We start from the raw sequence: 18,773 nt of genomic DNA on the forward strand, positions 1-18,773 counted from the left end.
CTCCTCATTGAGGAGGCCGCTCATGTTCGCATCGTTCGACAGCCTGTTCGATCTGATGAGGGCGTTCCCCGACGAGCAGACGTGCGTTGACCACTTCCGCGCGATCCGTTGGCGGGACGGCGAGTTCTGCCCTCATTGCAACAGCAATCGCATCTATTCGTTTTTAGACCGCAAGACCTTTAAGTGCGGCGACTGCCGCAAGCGGTTCTCCATCAAGGTCGGGACGATCTTCGAGGATACTAAACTGCCGCTGCGCAAGTGGTTTATGGCGATTTGGCTCATCACGAACCATCCGAAGGGGATCGCCAGCACGACGCTCGCCAAAGACCTAAAGATCACCCAGAAGACGGCTTGGTTCGTCGTCCACCGTCTCCGGCACGCCGCGCGCACGAAGTCGTTCAACGCGCCGCTCAAGGGCACCGTCGAGGCGGATGAGACCTACGTCGGCGGCACGGACAAGAACAAGCACGTCAAGGACCGCAAGGGCGGCACGCAGTGCGGCGCCGGTAAGGCGATCGTGCTCGGGATTATTGAGCGCGACGGCGAGCTACGCACGGCCGTCGTGACTGACCTCAAGGCCAAGACGGTGCAGACGATCGTGCGCAAGAACGTTGCCAAGGGCTCGACCCTGATGACGGACGAGCACGGCGCCTACACCGGCCTCGGCAAGGATTTCATCCACCACACCGTCAACCACAGCGCGGGTGAGTACGTGCCCGCCTACTGCCTCCACACCAACTCGATTGAGAGCGTGTGGGCGATCCTCAAGCGGCAGATCATCGGCATCCACCACTGGATATCGCCAAAGCATCTATCGCGCTACGCCACTGAGATGACGTGGCGCTTCAACCACCGCGATATGGGCGTGACCGACCGCATGAATGCGATTTTCAGCGGTATGGAAGGTCGGCTGCGCTACAAGGCGCCGATTGCATGAGCGCCGACAAGCACAAGACCGAGCCGCCGTTCGGGCTCGACATAGATTTCGGGGAAGCGCTTGAGCGCTTCATTGCTACGCGCCCGAAAGAGGTTGAGGAGGGCATCCAGCGGGCGAGGCAGAAGAAGGTGCCCGACGCTCAGGTCGCACCTAAATCTGGCTCCGTGGGCTCGCGCAAGCAAGGCGACTAGTCGCCCTTTCGGCCGTCGGGCGTGATGTGAGGGGGCTCCACGGGCGGTGTTTCAATCACCCGGTCAAGGGGCGTCACCGACACCCTCCCATTGTGGCCAAACGATGCAGAACTGGGCTCATCGGTATCGTCGGCCCCTTCTGATTGATTGCCTTCGCCGCTGGAACCCTCAGTGTTGCTGCCGGGCACGTAGCCGGTGGGTTCATGTGGGCGATCCGCCACCCAATAACCTCCCGTCGGAAGGCGCACGAGTCCGGACGTGTCACGGACGCGCCAGAGCATCGTTGAGAGAACCATTTCCGGGTCTGCCCCGCGAACGTTCAGCCCACGATCGGCGAGATCCTGTAGAAGCACGGAGCGCAGAACGGGTTCACCGCGCTCCTCAATGATCTCACGCGCAACACGTGCGACCTCTTCCTTTTTCGGATTTCCCGGTATCCGAGTCCGGCGCGATGGGCTCGCCTGCACCACACCGTCTGCGCCGATTGAATGCGAGCCAGCCCGCTTCTGCGCAGCTTCAGGATGGGCGCGCGCAAGCTCAATGGGGGCAGCGTCTGCGAACTGGTGCCACGCCGAGATGAACGCTTCGGCCTCGCGCACTTCCTGTCGCAGAGCGTTGATGCGCTTCGTAAGGTTTTCAATTTCGTCGTTGGCGAAGTCGCGCTTCGCCACAGCGTTTGCAAGCGCGCGGTCCGTCATGCCCTTCTCCTCAGTTCCTGAGGACAGAATTTGCACGGACAGCGTTGAAAAGCGAGAGGTCGTTGTGTTGAAAAGCAGATTGGTGTACAGGATTATGGCCTGAGGCCGGCGGCCCGAATCAGAGGCTTCAACTCTGATACGGACTCGCCGGGTAGGCCGACCGGATGGCAGGGCTTGCCCCACTGCTATCCGGTCATCAAGGCGCATCGGTCAATGACCGCCACCTCGTCACCGAGATGCGGTATACCACTGATGGGTGCTTGGTTCAACTCGGGGCCAAGGAGCCAGAGATGACTAAGCGCACTCGTTACCACCACAATCCTAAGCGTCGTTGCCACCGCGTTCGCCCGTACAAGCGTGTCCGTTACGGGCGCATCGAGTCCGTGCGCGGACACGGGCGTTGTTGCACCTAGGTGCAAATTCCAACCCCGATTGAACCTTAGCGTAAGAGAGCCCGGCCTAGCGCCGGGCTTTTTCGTGCAGCTCTTCCTAGCTGCCGAATTCAGAATTGTAGCTACAGGCGACCTCGCGATCTACAGCCGCCGCGAAGGTTGAGCGCTTAGCGGTTGCTCCAGAACCCCATTGGCCCGGTTGCGCGCCAGATCGGGCCATATACTGGATCCGATCACCAGTGGTGATCCTGATTACACGCCGAACCTGATTTTTGGGCGTGAGATAGCACTTGTCTGCGACGATCGCGGCGGGATCTACGGCCATGAGGAGCCTCCAGAAAAGGGAGGCGTCGTCTAGGCCGCTAGGCGACCTGGGTCAAGCACGTATATAGGCCCCCGACCGGTCGGGCCGGGCGTCACCTCAGCGGATCGCGGTCGGATCCTCGGCGAGCTCCGTCAGCCCGTCGTGTCCCGCGAGGCTCGACAGGGCGCCGGAGCGTCGGAGCACCAGGATGCGGTGGTTCGCCAGGGGGCACGCCGCCGACCTGCGCGGACCGGGCGCGCCGGCCTGCGGCCTGGGCGCCGCGCGATGGAGTCCGGGCCGTGGTGCCGGCGGATCCGATCCTCTAGGCTGTCGCGCATCATGGCGTTCACCGAATCCGTCGCCGCGGCGCTCCCGTGCCAGCGCCATCTCTTCGAGATGCCCGCCGACGTCAGCTACCTCGACGCCGCCGCCTGGTCGCCGCTGCCGCGGGCCGTGCGCGCGGCGGGCGAGGCGGGGATCCTGGTCAAGAGCCGCCCCTGGGACCATCCCCGCACGGCGGTCCCGCCCTGGGCCGAGCGGGCGCGCGCTGCGGCCGCCCGGCTGATCGGCGCCGGCGCGGACGAGATCGCGATCGTCGGCGCGGTCAGCCACGCCATGGCGGTGGCCGCCCGCAACCTGACCCTGAGGTCGGGCGGGCGCCTGCTCCGCGTGGCCGACGAGTTCCCGTCCCTGCGCTTCGCCTTCGACCGGCTGGCCGACCGGCAGGGTCTGGTGGTGGAGGAGGTGCCGCGCCCCCCGGACGGCGACTGGACCGCGGCGGTCGCGGCCGCGATCGACCGGCCGGGCGCCCCGCCGCTCGCCCTCGCCACCCTGACCCCGCTGCACTGGACCGACGGCAGCCTGATCGACCTCGACCGGCTAACTCCCGCGGTCCATGCCGCCGGCGCGGCCCTGGTGATCGACGCCACGCAGGCCGTGGGTGCCGTGCCGGTCGACGTCGCCCGGTGGCGCCCGGACTTCCTGGCCTTCCCGACCTACAAGTGGGCTCTCGGACCGTACGGTCTCGCCTTCCTGTACGCAGCGCCGCACCGGCAGGACGGTGCGGCCATCGAGGAGAATATCGGGAACCGCCCGCCGGCCGCCGGTGCCCGCCGCTACGACCGGGGCGAGCTCAACGATCCGGTCGCGCTGTTCATGGCCGTGACCGGGCTGGAGCAGATCGCCCAATGGGGCGTGCCGGCCGTCGCCGCCCGGCTGCGCGGGCTGACGGACCGCTTGGCGGACGGGGCCGCCGGCCTCGGCCTGGCGCCGTTGCCGGCTTCCCTGCGGGCGCCGCGCATCCTCGGTCTGCGGCCGCCCGCGGGTCTGCCGACGGGCCTCGTCGATCGCCTGCAGCGGGACCGGGTCTACGTGAGCGAGCGCTCCGGCGCGCTGCGCATCAGCCCGCACGTCTGGGCGGACGAGGACGACCTCGCGCGCTGCCTTGCCGCACTGTCCGGGGCCTTCCGGGGGATCACCTGAGACGGTCCGGAAACGGACGCTCCGGCATGAGCGCCGGGCCGGGAGCGAGTCGCGAGACGATGCCGCGCCGCCGACCGCTTCCCGGCGCCGGCGCCCGGCCCGCGCGCCCACACGGAGACCGTCCACCCCCACATGACCGATTCGATGCCGCGTCCCGGTGATCGGCTCCGGCTCCCGGGCCCTGGCCGCCTCCGCCTGCCCGGACCGATGCGTGCCGTCCTCTCGGGGCGGTTCGCCGTGATCCTGTCGGGCGAGCTGACCCAGAGCCTGTTCCACTTCCTCCTCAACATCCTGCTGGTGCGCGCGCTCGGCGCGCACGATTACGGCCTGTTCGCCATCGTCTTCGCGGTCGGGGCGGTCGGCATCACCTACATCCGGGCCCTGGTGGCGGTCCCGGCGACGATCCACGTCGCCCGGAGCCTGGGGCGTCCGGCGGCGCTCGGCTACGACGTGATGTTCGGCTCGGGCGCGGTGCTGGTCTCCGGCCTCATGGCGGCCGCCGTCGGCCTTCTGCTGATCCCGGTGATCGGCCTCGGCGCCCTCGCGGCCGGGGCCTTCGTGGGCCTCTACGCCTTCCGCAGCTACCTGCGGATCGTGCTCCTCGCCCGCGGCCGGCCCCGGATCGCCGGCCTGAGCGACCTGGTCTACGCGGTCTGCGGCGGTCTCCTCGTCGCGCGCTGGCTGAACGGGGAGGGCACGGCCCTTCTCGATCGGGCCTTCGCGGCGATCGCGCTCGCGCACGCGGTCGCGATCGCGGTGGCCTACGCGGCGCTGCGCGAGCGGATCCGCTTCTCGCTGCACGCGCGGGCGCGCGCCCGCTACCGGGCCATCTGGCGGACCCTGGCGTGGTCGCTCGCCGGCGTCACCAGCCTGACGGTCCAGGGTCAGGGGCTGACCCTGCTGCTGGCGCTCCTGGCCGGGCCCGCCGCCTACGCGCCGATCGCCGCCACGATCGTGCTCTACGCGCCGCTGCGCATCCCCGCGAGCGCGCTGCTGAACATGATCCTGCCCGAGATCAGCCGGCTGCTCGCGGCCGGGCAGGTCGACGCCGCCCGCCGGCTCGTCGTCCGCAACGGAATCCTGCTCGGCAGCGCCTGTCTCGCCTACGGGGCGGTGATGGCGGCCGCCCTGCCGCTGGTCGAGGACATCCTGTTCAAGGGTCGGTTCGCCGCGCAGCCGATGGGCTGGATCGGGCTCGGTGTCTGGGCGGTGGTGACCGTGTCGCTGCTCTACGCGATCCCGCGGGCCTATCTCGAGGCCTCGGCGGCGTTCCGGACCATCACGGCGGGGGCGGTGGCGAGCGCCGCCCTGGGGATGGCCGTGATGGTGCCGGCGCTGCTGCTGCTGCCGCCCGCCACCGCGCTCGCCGGCCTGCTGGCCTCCGAGGTTGCGACGCTGGTCTGGTCGGTCTCGGCCTTCCGGACCCTGGCGCGGCGCCCGGGACCGGCGCGACCCCTCGGCGCCGCGTGACCGGCCCGCCGCTCAGCGCAGCGCGAGCAGGGCCGGCGCCAGTCTCCGCAGCGCCGGCGTCCGGCTGTAGACCCAGAGCGGGTTGTGCTGGACCACGTCGGTGCACAGGCCGCGCTTGAACTCGAAGACGGGGCGATTCGCCGCCGGATCGATGCCGCCGAAATCGAAGACCCGGCAGCCCTCTTCCTTCGCCCGCTCCACGAAGCGCCAGACCGCGAGGGTCGCGGCGCCCGTCGCGCGGGCCCGCTCGTTCGAGGCCGTGTAGAAATCCGTGCAGCGGCTGTCCGACAGGTGCGCGATCCGCACGAGAACCCGCCGTCCGTTCTCGCGGACGTCGAGGAACAGCAGGCGCTCGTCCTCGGCCGCGATGTCGCGGTAGGCCTGCGGCTGCAGCGTCGTGGCGAAGCCCTTGCGCTCGCGCAGGGCCGCGAACATCGCGGTGAAATCGTCGAAGGCTTCGAGGCGCTCGGCCCTGTCCTCGAGGAAGTGCGTCGTCACCTCGGGGTTGCGCTCGGCCTTGCGCAGGGCCTTGCGCCAGCGCGGCTCCATGCCGGCCTGGATGGCGTCGACATCCTGGGTCAGGTCGAGTTCGAGGGTGTGGTCGGGCGCGCCGATCACCGGGGCGAAGCCGTGCATCAGCAGCGCCAGCGTCGCGTCGCGGGTCTCGAACTGCTCGTAGTCGACGGCGAGGACGTCGAGCCGGCCGAGCGCGAGGTGGTCGATGAACGCGGCGAACACCGCCTCCGCGCGGTGCGCGCCCGCGGCGGTCAGCAGCGGGCCGCCCTGGACGTGGATGAACCGCGCCGGCCCCTTCCGGCGCGTCTGCCACTGGACGAAGGCGAGGTCCGCGCCGTCGCCGGACACGACCGCCCGCCGCACCTCCAGGCCGCGCCGCGCCTTGTAGGTGCCCCAGGGGCTGCCGCAATAGATGTTGGCGCCCGGGCAGGCCCAGACCCGCCGGTCCCAGTCCAGGGCATCCGCGGTCTCCTGAACCGCGAGCTTGGCCGCCATGTCGCTCCTCGTCCTCGCGCCCCGTCCCGGCCGGGCAGGGTTTCCCGCGCCGCACGCCTCATCGGTCAGGCGCCACCGCATTGCATCCTCGCGCGGCCGATCGTCCACAGGGTGACGGTGGCCGCGCGGGTCGGTTTCCGCTGCGTCGCGAGCGGGGCTCCGGTGCCCGGGCGGCCGGGGCCGGTAAGGGGACGCGCCCGGGCCGGTCGTTGCGCGGCGCCGGCAGCAGGCCCGGCCGCGGCGCTTGGCCACGGACCGCGGGCGTGCAGGAGGTCGTCCCGGTCACGCCGAGGGCGCCCGCGCTCAGGGCGGACGCCCGTTCCGGACCGACGCCGGTCCCGCGGGGACGCGCGGGGATCCTAGGCGGCCGGTCGCGCCGGCGCGTCCGCGGCGCGGGACGGATCCGTCGCCGTCGGGCGGCGCAGCGTCGTCCGGACCATGGCCTCGATGCCCTCCGCCGCCGAGGCCTCCGAGAACAGGCTCAGGTAGCGCGCCCGGGCCGCCCGGCCGAAGTCGCGCCAGCGCGCCGGGTCGGCGACCAGATCCGCCAGCACGGCGGCGATCGGCTCCGGGCCGCCCGGCGGGACGATCCAGCCGGTCTTCCCGTCCTCCACCACCTCGGGCAGGCCGCCGATCGCCGTGACGAGCGGCGGCACGCCGTAGGACATCGCCTCGATCGCCACGCGGCCGAGGGATTCGGGCCGCTGCGACGGCATCGTGACCACGTCGGCCCAGCGGTAGAGGGCGGCGGGATCGGCCACGAACGGCTCGAGCGTGACCTGCGCGGCGAGCCCCGCCTCGGCGATCCGCCCGACGAGGGCCCGCTCGCGGGCCTCGTCCTCGAAGGCGCTGCCGACGATGCGCAGCGCGATCCGCCGACGCACGGGCTCCGGCAGGGAGGCCAGCGCCTCCACGAGGACGTCCTGGCCCTTGATCCGGCTGATCCGGCCGAGCATCAGCACGCGGAGCGGGCGGGAGCCGTCGTAGGCGCTCCGATTCGGCTCGGCGGGACCCGCGATCCCGTTGTAGACGACCCGGGCGGTCGCCCCGCGGGGCAGGGCGTAGGCCCGCTCGGTGGCGCGCGAGTTGAACACCACGTTGGCGCCGCTCCAGCGGATCAGCCCGCGCAGGACCTTCAGCACGGCGCCTTCGGGGATCTCGTGGACGTGGACGATGCTCCGGCCGGGGACCAGCCGGGCGGCCAGCAGGTAGTCGGCCACCACGGTGGTGTTGATGTAGACGAGGTCGCTCGCGCGGATGCGGCGCCACGCACGGATCATCGCGATGGGCAGAGCCATCAGACCCAGGGTTACGAGGCGCGCCAGGTTCTTGCGCCGCAGGATCCAGAGCGGGGCGATCACGATCTCGCTGGCGAAGGGCTCCAGCGCGGCCACGATCGGCCCGCGTCGCGGCAGAACCACGTCGATCCGCGCACCCGGATGGGCGGCCCGGATCGTGCGGACGGTCTCGATGAAGCAGCGATCCGAGCCGTACAGCTCAAATCCCTGGTGGACGCACGTGATCCGAAGCTCCGCCGCGGCGTTGGCGACGGCCCGCAGCGCGGGGGCGGCAGCACCATCGCTGTCGCGCGCCGCTCTCAGTCCGAAATTGTCTACCATAAGATGATTTCTGTATTGAATAAACAACTAGCAGTTGTAGAAGCCGGTCGTCGGGATTGTATCCTTCGGATCTACAATAGGGCCGACACATTGGAAAGGAAGTTTCATGCCTGACCGCGCACCGAAACTACTTATTCTCGGCACGCGCGGTATCCCGGCCGCCCACGGTGGTTTCGAGACTTTCGCGGAACGTCTCGCGCTCTACTTGGTCGAACGCGGCTGGCAGGTCGGCGTGTACTGTCAGAGGGATGTCGAGGCGGTGCGGGACCGCATCGTGCGGAGCACCTGGAACGGCGTCGAACTGATCACTGTGGAAATCAGCCTGCGCGGTCCCGTCGCGACGCTCGCCTTCGACGCCATCTGCGCCCACGACGCCGCGACCCGCGGCGGCGTCTGCCTCGTGCTCGGCTACAACGGCGCCGCGTTCCTGCCCTACCTGCGGGCGCGGGGCGGGCGTATCCTGACCAACATGGACGGGATCGAGTGGCGCCGTCCGAAATGGTCGCTGCCCGTGCGCGCCTTCTTCTACGTCAGCGAGTGGATCGCCGCGTGGTCCTCGCAGCGGCTGGTGGCGGACCATCCCGTCATCGCCGACCACCTCGCCCGTCGCAGGCCGCGCCGCGCCATCGCGACCATCCCGTACGGCGGCGATCCCCCGGCGGCCGATGTCGGGCCGCCGCCCCTCGGCCTCGAGCCCGACCGCTACCTCGTCTCGATCGCCCGCATCGAGCCGGACAACAACATCCTGACGCTCGTCGAGGCCTTCTCGCGCCGTGCCCGCGGCGTGCGGCTGGTGGTGCTCGGCACGCTGAGGGTCGGCAACCCGTACCATCGCGCCGTGGAGGCAGCCGCCTCGCCGGAGGTGCTGTTTCCCGGCGCCATCTACGAGCCCGAGCAGGTCCAGGCCCTGCGGGTCCACGCGCGGGCCTATCTCCACGGCCACACGGTGGGCGGCACCAACCCGTCGCTGGTCGAGGCGCTCTGGGCGGGCAACGCCGTGGTCGCCCACGACAATCCGTTCAACCGGGGCACGGCTGGCGACGGTCAGTTCTACTTCTCGGATCCGGACAGCTGTGCCGCGGCGATCGAGCGTGTGCTCTCCGACGGGGCCGCGGTCGCGGCGGCCCGCGCGGCGGCGCGGGCGCGCGCCGAGCAGTTCCGCTGGGATGCCGTGCTGGCCTCGTACGAAGATGCGCTGCGCCGTGTCGGCGGCTACCCGCCGGCCCCGGACAATGCGGCGCGCGCCGCCGCGGCAGCGCCCGTCAGCGCCACGGCCGGTCCGGGATGGTAGGCCCCAGCCGCCGGTCGGTGCTCGCCGGCGCCCTCGCGGCGGGTGCGGGTGTCCGACCCGTTCAGGGCAGTCCCGCGCCGGTCGCCCTGCGCCGGGGCATCGCCCTCTGGCCCTGGTTCTCGCTGACCACCGAGTACCCGCCCCCGCGGACCGACTACGCGTGGCCGCCCTTCCAGGCCGGACGGCCGGTGCCGACCCGCGACGACCTCGCCCGGATCGCCGGGTTCGGCTTCGACTTCGTGCGCCTGCCCCTCGATCCCGGGCCGTTCGTGGCCTTCACGGGGCCGCGGCGCGCCGAACTCCTCGGCACCCTGTCGGAGGCCGTCGACGCGGCGCTGGCGGCCGGGCTGCGCGTCCTGGTCAATGTCCAGGCGAACGCCGCGACCCACCACTACACGCCCGACGCGTTCTACGGCTCGGACCGGGCGCCGCTCTTCGCGGCCTATCGCGACCTCGTCGGAGACCTCGCGCGCCTGTGCGCGCGGAAGGGCACGGACCGCTTGGTCCTGGAGCCGGTGAACGAGCCGCCGCAGGCCTGCGGCGGCGGCGCCTGGAACCGGGTGCAGGACGGGCTCCTGGCCGCGGCCCGCGCGGCCGCGCCGGCGCTCACCCTGGTGGCGACCGGCTCCTGCGGCAGCCTCGTCGCCGGCCTGACGGCTCTGGATCCGGCCGCGCTCGCGCGGTTCGCGCCGCTCCTCTACACCTTCCACTTCTACGAGCCGTACCTGTTCTCCCACCAGGGGGCGACCTGGCTCACCGAGGAGCCGTTCTACCGCTGGCTCACCGCCGTGCCCTGGCCCGGGAGCCGCGGCACGCTGCGCGAGACCCTCGAGGCGGTGCGGGCGCGCATGGAGACGGACCGCACGGTGCCGCAGGCCGAGAAGGCGCGCGACCGCGCGGTGATCGGGGCGAAACTGCACGCGTATTTCGAGGCCGCGCCCGGCCCGGCCTACATCGCCGACGCGATGGCGCCGGTCGCGACCTGGGCGGACCTCTACGGGATCCCGCGCGGGCAGGTGCTGATGGGCGAGTTCGGCGCCCTGCGCACCGACGCCCGTTTCACGGCGTCCCGGGCGCCGGACCGGGCCGCCTACATCCGGGACGTGCGGCTGGCGGCGGAGGCGAACGGGTTCGCGTGGTCGTTCTGGAACCTGTTCGACGGCCTCGGCCTCATGGACGACGCGCACGTCGCCGATCCCGCCCTGATCGCGGCGCTCGGGCTGCGGGCCCGGCCCTGAGGCGGTCCCCGACCGATCCGCGGCTCGGGCCCTCTCAGCCGCGGCGCGGAAGGGGCGGGAACAGGACGATGAGCATCAGGGCGAACTTGGCGAGCAGGGTCGTCTTGCCGGCGAGGCCCTCGAACGTGTTCACGAGGATCACGAAGGCCAGGATCGGGAGCCAGACGCCGCGCCGGCAATCCCGCGCGATCTCCGCGAGGTAGAGCCCCACCGCGATCACCAGCACCCCCGTGACCAGGATGCCGTGGTAGAGCACGGCCGAGATGATCGAGTTCTCGATGCCCCATTCCAGGCCGTAGATCCGGCGCAGCGTGTTCACCTGCAGGAAGTCGGGGGCGAGCAGGAGCTGCCGGAACGGGATCGCGTCGAACACCGTGAGCATGTCGACCCGGGCCTGCGCGCTGCCGCCGTCCGAGACGAACCGGTCCAGCAGGGTGTCGAAGAAACCGGCCGAGGCGAGGACCGCCACCAGCACGGGCAGCAGCGTCAGGGCGAAGCACGCGCAGGCCGCCGCCGCCAGCGGGACGCGGCCGGTGCGCAGGGTGCGGTTCAGGGCCACGAGCCCGACAGCGCCGCCGAGGATCAGCGTCGTGACGGTGGCCGAGCGGCCCCCGAACGTGACCAGGGCGACGAGCTGGAGGACGATCATGGCGGCGCGCGGCATCGGCGCCAGGCGGCCGCCGCCCTTCGCCAGCGCCAGGATGTAGCACGCCGTCATGGTCGCGTTGGCCAGCGGGTGGCCCTGGAGGGCCGCCGAGCGGGTGTCGGACTCGAACGCCACGCCGTCGAACCGGTAGGGGAAGAAGCGCTGGCCGCTCGCGAGCTCGAACAGGCCGAGCAGGGCGTTGGCGAGCATCACGAGGTGGAAGATCGTCTCCAGCCGCCCGAGCGTTTCGGCGTCCCGGTCCATCAGGAGGATCGGGACGAGGCCGGCGAGCACGAAGGTGTCAATGGAGCCGGCGAGGCCCGCGCCGCCCCGGGCCGCGATCAGCGCGAGGAGCAGCACGCCGCAGGCGGCCAGGAGCACGCTGGCCGGCCGCCGGTTCAGCGCCCCGGCCACCGGGATCACCGGATTGCCCGCGCGCATCAGGGTCCAACCGATCAGGACGACCGCCAGGTAGGTGGCGGGGTGGATCTTCGAGGCGGCCGAGCCGGTGATCCCCTCGTAATTGAGGCCGAGCACCCACAGGAGGCCGCCCGAGACCCCGACGAGGAGCAGGGCCCAGACCGACAGGGCCACCGATTCCGCCCGCAGGAGAGCGCGCAAAACCGGGCCCGTGCGCGCCGCCGGATCGTGGCGGCGCGCGAAGCCGGTCTGCCGGAGGGTCCTCACGCCTTGCGCCGGGTCAGGAGCAGGGAGCCGGAGATCGGCCGGCCCAGCGCCTCCGACGTGTCGACGAGGTCGATCAGGTCGCGCTGGCGCGTCGCGCCGTTGCAGGCGACGAGGAGCAGCCGGTCGGCGGCGGCCGCCAGGGGACCGAGCCGCAGGTTCTCGGTCAGCACGCCGCCGTCGACGAGCACGAGGTCGAAGCGTCCCTTCACGCCCGCGATGAAGCGCTCGACATTGGTGGGGGTCAGGGCATCGCGCAGGGGCTTCTCGGTGTCGCCGAGCCCGACCCGGCGGGCGCCGGAGGCCGGGTCCGTCCGGGTCACGGCGTTGAGGCTCTGCTCGCCGCGGAGCACGTCGAGGAGGCCGCCGGTGCCGGAGCCGTCCGCCCGCAGGTCGGCGTCGACGCGCAGGACGCGGTCGCCGCGCGCGACGGCCACCGCGGCGAGCAGCCCGATCACCGCCTGGCGCTCGGCCTCGTCGGATTCGCCCGAGGTGACGAGCAGCGCCAGCGCGTGGCCGCTCTCGCCGGAGGTCGCGGCCAGGTGGTCGAGGGTGAGGCTCGCGGCGCTCGCGCTCGCGCCCCGCGGCCGCAGGCCGGGCAGCACGGCCACCACCGGGGCGTTCGACAGCCGCTCCAGCTGCCGCGGCGAGAGCACGGTCGGCGCCAGGTATTCCCGCGTCAGCGCGAGGCCGGCGCCGAGGCCGAGGCCGCCCGCGAGGGCGGCGGCGACCAGGATCAGCCGCGGCGGCCAGCTCGGATCCTGCGGCGGCCGCGCCGCGGTGATGATCCGGGCGTTCGAGCTGTCGATGCTGGTCTGCTCCTTGATCTCCCGGGCGCGCACCAGGAAGGCGTTGTAGACCGAGCGCGCCGCGTCGACCTCGCGCTCGAGCTCGCGCTGCTGCACCGACGATTGGGCGTTCACCGCCGACTGCCGCTGCAGGCGCTCCAGCTCCGCCGCGAGGGTCCGCTCGTTGGCCTGGGCGCGCTGGGCCTCGGTCTCCGCGGCGCCCGCGATGCGGTTCAGCTCGGCGTCGATCAGCCGGCGGACGTCCTGCATCTGGGCGCGCACCGCGGCGATGAATGGGTGGCGCTCGCCGAGATTGGTGCGCAGGTCCGCCTCCTTGGCGGCGAGCTCCGCGTACTGCCCGCGCAGGCGCTCGATCACCGAGGACTGGACCGCCTCCGGCATCGCCCCGGACCCGATCGCCTGCCCGCGCGCCTCCCGGATCCCCTGGAGCCGCGCCCTTGCGTCGGCGGTCCGCGCGCGCGCGGCGACCAGCCGCGCGTTCAGGTCGGTGAGCTGCTGCTCGTTCACGAGCCGGCCGCTCGACGCGATCAGGCCGTTGCGCGCCTTGTAATCCTCGAGCTTCTTGTCGGCGGCGTTGACGGCGCTGCGCAGCTCGTCGAGGCGGCCGCGCAGCTCGCCCGCGGCGCGCTTGGCGGCGTCCGAGCGGGCGTCGGTCTGGTCCGTCAGGTAGGCGCTCGCGATGGCGTTGACGATCCGCGCCGAGAGGTCGGGGTCCGTCGTGGTGACCACGAGATCGATGACGAAGACCTTGTCGGCACGCTTGACCGCGAGCCGCCGCCGCAGCTGGTCCAGCGCCCGGCCGCGGGCGTCGACGGGCCGCTCCGCCCTCGGCCCGGCCACCAGCGCGCGGAGCTCGCCGAGGGCCCGCGTGACGACGCCGTCCTGCGGCGCGCCGAAGCCCGGCGTGGTCGCGAGCCCGACCTGATCGACCGCCCGGCCCAGCACGGCGTCCGACTCGATCACCTTCACCTGGCTCTCGACCTGGGCGATGCCGCCGTCTGGCGACAGCCCGGCGGGGTTGACGTCGTTCGAGACGACCTGGCGGTCGCGGGGATCGATCAGGATCTGCGCGGTGGCGGTGTAGAGGTAGGGCGTGATCAGCGCGTAGGCGAGGGCGAGCAGGCCGAGCAGCAGCGCCGTTCCGAGGACCAGCCGCTTGCGCCGCCACAGGATCCGCCACAGGTCGCCCAGATCGGCGGTGGTGTCGGGGCGGTTCGGGCCCGGACGCTCGGGATGGGCCGGCTGCACGGGGGTGAGCCACGTCGCGACAGCGATGTTATGGTCGATCTGTGCCACGATCGGTCACCGTCGTCTCAAACCTGGTCGGTCCCTCGCGGGTGCCTTCCCCACTGCAAGAGTCGCGCAGCCTCCTGACAATGGATCGGGACCGCGATCCGCGCCCGAGCGGCCCGGATGACTGGGAGCGTGGTAAATCAAATCCGCGTGGCGCGCTCCCGCGCCTGCCTCCGTCATCGCGGTCCCGGTGTTGCTGCAGCGTGTCGGCGGCGCGGACGCGGCGTCGCATCGCGGCGGGCCGCCGAGGGCGCGATCGGATATCCCGCAAGACGCGGTGCCGCAGCGCCCGCCGACCCAGACCCATGCGTTCAGACATCGGCGTGGATAACGCCTTCGGGCTGCTCTATTCCCCGATCGGATAAATTGTATTGGCTCTTCCAAGACGCAACAATCGCTTCAAGCTGCGATCTGTACTCTAATTCAGGTGCTCTGCCATGGAAGCGATCGGCGTCGAAGACCGGGGCGGCGGCCGGCACGACGCCAGCGCCCGCCTGCGTCGGATCGCGGCCGCCACCGGCGTCCCGATCGCCGCGTTCTTCGGGGCGCCGGCGCCGCGCCCGCTGGCCGAGCTCAGCGAGCTGATCGGCCTGTGGCAGTCGATCGCCGACCAGGAGGGCCGCAACGCGATCCTGGCGGTGGCCCGGGCGCGGGCCGCCGGGACGAAGGACGGGCCGGGCGGGCCGGCCTGACGGACCGGCCCGCGGATTTTGCGGCGCCCGGCCCTGGCGGGAACGCGCCGGGACCGCTACATGATGGGGGCGGGGCTGCAGAGTTCGTCAGGAGCACTATCCCCGGGGCCTTATCGACTCCCTCGGGAGCTGTCCCTGGCCTCGTCCCTGGACTTGGCCAACACGGCGCCCACCTACGCTGTAGGTTTCCCGGGATCGATCCTCCAACGGCTCACGTGGCTCCGCACCCGACCTCTCCCAGAACCGGCACCGAGGCTCCGGACGCCGCCCGCAAGGCGGAACTCCGCGCCGCGGCCCTCGCCGCCCGCGATGCCCTCGATCCCGCGGCCCGGCAGGCGGCCTCGACGGCGATCGGGGACGCGCTCCTCGCGCTGCCCGAGCTCGCCCAGGCCCGTCTCGTGGGCGCCTTCTGGCCGATCCGCAGCGAGGTCGATCCCCGGCCCGCCGCCGCGGACCTGCGCGCCCGCGGGCAGGCCGTGGCCCTGCCGCACGTCACGCCGGACGGCCTGGTGTTCCGGGAATGGCGCGCCGGCGACGCCCTCGTCGCCGGCCGGTTCGGCCTCAGCGAGCCCGACCCGTCGCTGCCGCCGGTGGAGCCCGACGCGCTGATCGTGCCGCTCGCGGCCTTCGACCGGACCGGGCAGCGCATCGGGTACGGCCGCGGCTACTACGACGGCGCGATCGCGCGCCTGTCCCGGACGAACCCCGTCCTGACCGTCGGCATCGGCTTCGCCGCCCAGGAGGTGGCGCGGGTGCCGGCCGAGCCGCACGATCGCCCCCTCCAGTTCGTGATCACCGAAGTCGGCGTGATCCGCTGCGACAGGACCGCCTGACCCATGCGCCTGCTCTTCCTCGGCGACGTCGTCGGGCGTTCGGGCCGCACCGTGGTGTGCGAGCATCTGCCGCGGCTCCGGGAGCGGTGGCGCCTCGACTGCGTGGTGGTCAACGGCGAGAACGCGGCCGGCGGCTTCGGCATCTCCGAGACGATCTGCGACGAGCTGATCCAGGCGGGCGCCGACGCGGTCACCCTCGGCAACCACAGTTTCGACCAGCGCGAGGCGATGGTGTTCATCGCCCGCCAGCCGCGCCTGGTGCGGCCGGCGAACTATCCGCCCGGCACCCCGGGCCGCGGCGCCACGGTCGTGGAGACCCAGGGCGGCGCCCGCGTCCTCGTGGTCAACGTGATGGGCCGGGTCTTCCTCGACGCGATGGACGACCCCTTCGCGGCGGTGGAGCGCGAGCTCACCGCCTGCCCCCTCGGCGCGGCGGCGGACGCGGTGATCGTCGACGTCCACGCCGAGGCGACGAGCGAGAAGCAGGCCTTCGGCCACTACCTCGACGGCCGGGCGAGCCTCGTCGTCGGGACGCACACGCACACGCCCACGGCGGATCACCGGATCCTGCCCGGCGGCACGGCCTACATGTCGGATGCCGGCATGTGCGGCGATTACGATTCGGTGATCGGCATGCAGAAGGACGAGCCGATCCGCCGCATGATCCAGAAGACGCCCGGTTCCCGCTGGGAGGTCGCCGTCGGCGAGGGCACCCTGTGCGGCATCGCGGTGGAGACGGACGCGCGCGGCCTCGCCACGCGGGTCGCGGCCCTCCGCCTGGGGCCGAATCTCGAGGAGACCGCGCCGCATTTTTGGGATTAGCGCCCTGTCCGGCCCGGTGGATGCCGGTTTGGCGTAAGGCGGTCGCGGGCCGCTAAGCCTTTTGTGCGGGACTGGTCTCGATCGGCCTGGGCATAGCTCCGCGATGACCTTCCCGAGACTTGATCGCGTGCGGGCCTACCCCCACAGTGCCCCCCGAGGGGCGCCGATGGCCGGCTGCCGCGTGGTGAGATCAGGCTAGAACGATCGATGGCCGCCCGAGAAACCGGCGACGACAAGAATGGGCCGCTGGCACAGCCCGGGATCTATCTCGGGCGGATGGTCATCTTCCTGATCCTTGTAGGCTTCCTGGCCTTCATTCTGTTCCGGCAGATCACACCGGCCTTCCTGGCCAATCCCGGGCTCAACGGGCTCATCCTCGGTGTGCTGCTGATCGCCGTCCTGATCGCCTTCGGGCAGGTCGTCCGGCTGTTCCGCGAGACCGCCTACGTCAACGCCGTCGCGGGCGGCGCGCAGGTCAAGAAGCCGCCCGCCCTGCTGGCGCCGATGGCGCCGATGATCGCCGCGCGGGCCGGCGGAGCCACCCTGCCGGGGACGACCGGCTACCTCGACACGATCGCGGTGCGCCTCGACGAGGGCCGCGAGATCCTGCGCTATATCTCCGGCATCCTGATCCTGCTCGGCCTGCTCGGCACCTTCTGGGGCCTCATCGACACGCTGTCGGCGGTCGGCGGCGTCATCAAGGGCATGCGCGGCGGCGGCGATGCCGGCGTGATGTTCGACGAGCTGAAATCGGGCCTCGCGGTCCCGCTCTCCGGCATCGGTCTGGCCTTCTCGGCCTCGTTGTTCGGCCTCGCCTCGTCGCTGATCACCGGCTTCCTGGAACTGCAGGCGGGCCAGGCCCATGCCCGGTTCCACAACGAGCTTCAGGACTGGCTGATGTCCGGCGCCGCAGCTCCGGAGACGGCGCCGGTCGCGGCGGCGGCGACCGCGGCGCGGCCGGCCGCCGGCACGCAGGAGCTGAAGGAGGCGGTCGACCGCCTGAGCGCCCTGGTGGCCGAGGGCGGCGGCAGCCGCGCGGCGACCCAGGCGATGACCAACCTCGCCGAGGGCATCCAGGGGCTCGTCCAGCACATGCGCGCGGAGCAGCAGATGATCCGCGACTGGGTCGAGGCGCAGGCGAGCCGCGAGCGCGAGCTGAAGCAGGTGCTGGACCGGCTGGGCCGGGAGCGCGTCTAGTGGCCTCCACGGCGACCCGGACCCGGCGGACGCTCAACGTCTGGCCCGGCTACGTCGACGCGCTGGCCACGCTGCTGCTGTCGGTGGTCTTCCTGCTCACGGTCTTCGTGGTCGGGCAGTTCTTCCTGTCGCAGGAGCTGACCGGACGGGACGAGACCCTGGCCAGGCTCAACCGCCAGATCGCCGACCTCACCGACCTCCTCGCCCTGGAGCGGACGAACCGCCGCAACCAGGAGGAGGAGGCCCGCAATCTCCGCACGACGCTGGCCGGCGTCGAGGCCGAGCGCGACCGGGCCAAGGTGCAGGCCGAGGCCGCGACGGTCAGCCAGGGCGCCGCGGGCACCCTCGACAAGCAGCTGGAGACCGAGCGCGGCGCGACCCGGCGGGCGCAGTCCCAGATCGACCTGCTCAACGAGCAGATCAGCGCCATGCGCCGCCAGCTCGCCGCCCTGGAGGACGCCCTCGCGGCCTCCGAGAGCCGCGACAAGGAATCCCAGGCCCGGATCGCCGAGCTGGGCAGCCGGCTGAACGTCGCCCTCGCGCAGAAGGTCCAGGAGCTGGCCCGCTACCGGTCCGACTTCTTCGGCCGCCTCCGGCAGATCCTCGGCAACCGGCCCGACATCCGCGTGGTCGGCGACCGCTTCGTGCTGCAATCCGAGGTGCTGTTCCCGGCCGGCTCCGCGACCCTCAAGCCCGAGGCCGGGCCGGAGCTCGACCGCATCGCCGGCGCGGTCTCGGAGCTCGCCAAGCAGATCCCGGCGGATCTGCCCTGGGTGCTCCGCGTCGACGGGCATACCGACGCGCGCCCGATCAGCACGTCGCAGTTCCCGTCGAACTGGTCGCTCTCGGCGGCGCGCGCCATCGCGGTGGTGCAGTTCCTCGCCGGCAAGGGGATCCCGCCGCAGCACCTCCTGGCAGGCGCCTTCGGGGAGTTCCAGCCCCTGGAAGCCGGGGCGACCGAGGAAGCCTACGCCCGCAACCGCCGGATCGAGATGAAGCTCACCGAGCGCTAGCGCTGTCGGACCGCCGCGGCGCCGCAGGGGGTGTCGGCGCGCGGCCCGCGTCCGGTGACCAGTTTCGCGGCGATCTCGCTCCGCATTCCCAGGTGCATGTGCCGATCAAGCCAGCATCCGATCGTCTTACGAGAGCTTCGAACACCAGAAG

16 protein-coding genes and 1 other RNA gene are annotated in these 18,773 nt (G+C 71.8%); 12 read left to right on the plus strand and 5 right to left on the minus strand.

The window, feature by feature from the left end:
• Positions 1-22: 22 nt before the first annotated feature.
• Together ACLBYB_RS07375 and ACLBYB_RS07380 are read left to right on the plus strand one after the other, a co-directional pair.
• Complete coding sequence (locus ACLBYB_RS07375; RefSeq protein ID WP_447698378.1) at positions 23-937, plus strand: IS1595 family transposase; 915 nt, start codon at positions 23-25, stop codon at positions 935-937.
• The gene (locus tag ACLBYB_RS07380; protein ID WP_447698379.1) at positions 934-1,128 is read left to right on the plus strand and encodes a hypothetical protein; all 195 of its coding nucleotides are present in this window, start codon (positions 934-936) and stop codon (positions 1,126-1,128) included. Before ACLBYB_RS07375 ends, ACLBYB_RS07380 begins: the two co-directional genes overlap by 4 nt.
• On the opposite strand, the gene ACLBYB_RS07385 is transcribed toward ACLBYB_RS07380, so the two are convergent.
• The gene (locus ACLBYB_RS07385) at positions 1,125-1,826 is read right to left on the minus strand and encodes a hypothetical protein (protein ID WP_447698380.1); all 702 of its coding nucleotides are present in this window, start codon (positions 1,824-1,826) and stop codon (positions 1,125-1,127) included. The two genes, ACLBYB_RS07380 and ACLBYB_RS07385, sit on opposite strands and share 4 nt — an antisense overlap.
• A gap of 1,035 nt (positions 1,827-2,861) precedes the next feature.
• On the opposite strand from ACLBYB_RS07385, the gene ACLBYB_RS07390 reads away from it, so the two are divergent.
• Together ACLBYB_RS07390 and ACLBYB_RS07395 are read left to right on the plus strand one after the other, a co-directional pair.
• Complete coding sequence (locus ACLBYB_RS07390; protein WP_447698381.1) at positions 2,862-4,004, plus strand: aminotransferase class V-fold PLP-dependent enzyme; 1,143 nt, start codon at positions 2,862-2,864, stop codon at positions 4,002-4,004.
• Between the two features lie 207 nt (positions 4,005-4,211).
• Positions 4,212-5,474 (plus strand): hypothetical protein, encoded by a 1,263-nt coding sequence (locus ACLBYB_RS07395; protein WP_447698382.1) that lies wholly within the window; start codon positions 4,212-4,214, stop codon positions 5,472-5,474.
• Positions 5,475-5,486: 12 nt separating this feature from the next.
• On the opposite strand, the gene ACLBYB_RS07400 is transcribed toward ACLBYB_RS07395, so the two are convergent.
• Both ACLBYB_RS07400 and ACLBYB_RS07405 read right to left on the minus strand, forming a co-directional pair.
• Complete coding sequence (locus tag ACLBYB_RS07400) at positions 5,487-6,485, minus strand: lipid II:glycine glycyltransferase FemX (protein ID WP_447698383.1); 999 nt, start codon at positions 6,483-6,485, stop codon at positions 5,487-5,489.
• A 359-nt stretch (positions 6,486-6,844) separates the two neighbouring features.
• Positions 6,845-8,104 (minus strand): glycosyltransferase family 4 protein, encoded by a 1,260-nt coding sequence (locus ACLBYB_RS07405; RefSeq protein WP_447698384.1) that lies wholly within the window; start codon positions 8,102-8,104, stop codon positions 6,845-6,847.
• 106 nt (positions 8,105-8,210) lie between these two features.
• On the opposite strand from ACLBYB_RS07405, the gene ACLBYB_RS07410 reads away from it, so the two are divergent.
• Positions 8,211-9,395 carry a DUF1972 domain-containing protein gene (locus ACLBYB_RS07410; protein WP_447698385.1) on the plus strand — a complete coding sequence of 395 codons (1,185 nt, stop codon included), beginning with the start codon at positions 8,211-8,213 and terminating at the stop codon, positions 9,393-9,395.
• Complete coding sequence (locus ACLBYB_RS07415) at positions 9,389-10,633, plus strand: glycoside hydrolase family 5 protein (RefSeq protein ID WP_447698386.1); 1,245 nt, start codon at positions 9,389-9,391, stop codon at positions 10,631-10,633. Before ACLBYB_RS07410 ends, ACLBYB_RS07415 begins: the two co-directional genes overlap by 7 nt.
• Positions 10,634-10,667: 34 nt before the next feature.
• On the opposite strand, the gene ACLBYB_RS07420 is transcribed toward ACLBYB_RS07415, so the two are convergent.
• Entirely contained in the window at positions 10,668-11,966 is a 1,299-nt protein-coding gene (locus ACLBYB_RS07420) for a VpsF family polysaccharide biosynthesis protein (protein WP_447698387.1), read from the minus strand.
• On the minus strand, positions 11,963-14,068 hold the full coding sequence (locus tag ACLBYB_RS07425; protein WP_447698388.1) for a GumC family protein: 2,106 nt from the start codon (positions 14,066-14,068) through the stop codon (positions 11,963-11,965). Before ACLBYB_RS07425 ends, ACLBYB_RS07420 begins: the two co-directional genes overlap by 4 nt.
• A 434-nt stretch (positions 14,069-14,502) precedes the next feature.
• On the opposite strand from ACLBYB_RS07425, the gene ACLBYB_RS07430 reads away from it, so the two are divergent.
• The 6 genes from ACLBYB_RS07430 to ACLBYB_RS07455 all read left to right on the plus strand — a co-directional run bounded on the left by ACLBYB_RS07430 (position 14,503) and on the right by ACLBYB_RS07455 (position 18,622).
• Positions 14,503-14,757 (plus strand): hypothetical protein, encoded by a 255-nt coding sequence (locus ACLBYB_RS07430; RefSeq protein ID WP_447698389.1) that lies wholly within the window; start codon positions 14,503-14,505, stop codon positions 14,755-14,757.
• Between the two features lie 69 nt (positions 14,758-14,826).
• A non-coding RNA gene (gene ssrS / locus ACLBYB_RS07435) (6S RNA) lies at positions 14,827-14,983 on the plus strand.
• Entirely contained in the window at positions 14,973-15,590 is a 618-nt protein-coding gene (locus ACLBYB_RS07440; protein WP_447698390.1) for a 5-formyltetrahydrofolate cyclo-ligase, read from the plus strand. Before ssrS ends, ACLBYB_RS07440 begins: the two co-directional genes overlap by 11 nt.
• A gap of 3 nt (positions 15,591-15,593) precedes the next feature.
• Entirely contained in the window at positions 15,594-16,412 is an 819-nt protein-coding gene (locus ACLBYB_RS07445; protein WP_012322254.1) for a TIGR00282 family metallophosphoesterase, read from the plus strand.
• A 207-nt stretch (positions 16,413-16,619) separates the two neighbouring features.
• A complete protein-coding gene (locus tag ACLBYB_RS07450; RefSeq protein ID WP_020090687.1) occupies positions 16,620-17,609 on the plus strand; it encodes a MotA/TolQ/ExbB proton channel family protein in 990 nt (329 codons plus the stop codon).
• Positions 17,609-18,622 carry a peptidoglycan -binding protein gene (locus tag ACLBYB_RS07455; protein WP_020090686.1) on the plus strand — a complete coding sequence of 338 codons (1,014 nt, stop codon included), beginning with the start codon at positions 17,609-17,611 and terminating at the stop codon, positions 18,620-18,622. Before ACLBYB_RS07450 ends, ACLBYB_RS07455 begins: the two co-directional genes overlap by 1 nt.
• Positions 18,623-18,773: the final 151 nt, after the last annotated feature.

This window comes from Methylobacterium sp. D54C, assembly GCF_053345595.1.

What these genes read in the sequence shown, in the direction of transcription:
- ACLBYB_RS07410 (WP_447698385.1), top strand. Translation starts at nt 8,211, where the DNA reads ATGCCTGACCGCGCACCGAAACTACTTATTCTCGGCACGCGCGGTATC.
- ACLBYB_RS07415 (WP_447698386.1), top strand. Translation starts at nt 9,389, where the DNA reads ATGGTAGGCCCCAGCCGCCGGTCGGTGCTCGCCGGCGCCCTCGCGGCG.
- ACLBYB_RS07375 (WP_447698378.1), top strand. Translation starts at nt 23, where the DNA reads ATGTTCGCATCGTTCGACAGCCTGTTCGATCTGATGAGGGCGTTCCCC.
- ACLBYB_RS07380 (WP_447698379.1), top strand. Translation starts at nt 934, where the DNA reads ATGAGCGCCGACAAGCACAAGACCGAGCCGCCGTTCGGGCTCGACATA.
- ACLBYB_RS07390 (WP_447698381.1), top strand. Translation starts at nt 2,862, where the DNA reads ATGGCGTTCACCGAATCCGTCGCCGCGGCGCTCCCGTGCCAGCGCCAT.
- ACLBYB_RS07395 (WP_447698382.1), top strand. Translation starts at nt 4,212, where the DNA reads ATGCGTGCCGTCCTCTCGGGGCGGTTCGCCGTGATCCTGTCGGGCGAG.
- ACLBYB_RS07405 (WP_447698384.1), bottom strand. Translation starts at nt 8,104, where the DNA reads ATGGTAGACAATTTCGGACTGAGAGCGGCGCGCGACAGCGATGGTGCT.
- ACLBYB_RS07430 (WP_447698389.1), top strand. Translation starts at nt 14,503, where the DNA reads ATGGAAGCGATCGGCGTCGAAGACCGGGGCGGCGGCCGGCACGACGCC.
- ACLBYB_RS07400 (WP_447698383.1), bottom strand. Translation starts at nt 6,485, where the DNA reads ATGGCGGCCAAGCTCGCGGTTCAGGAGACCGCGGATGCCCTGGACTGG.
- ACLBYB_RS07385 (WP_447698380.1), bottom strand. Translation starts at nt 1,826, where the DNA reads ATGACGGACCGCGCGCTTGCAAACGCTGTGGCGAAGCGCGACTTCGCC.
- ACLBYB_RS07450 (WP_020090687.1), top strand. Translation starts at nt 16,620, where the DNA reads ATGGCCGCCCGAGAAACCGGCGACGACAAGAATGGGCCGCTGGCACAG.
- ACLBYB_RS07445 (WP_012322254.1), top strand. Translation starts at nt 15,594, where the DNA reads ATGCGCCTGCTCTTCCTCGGCGACGTCGTCGGGCGTTCGGGCCGCACC.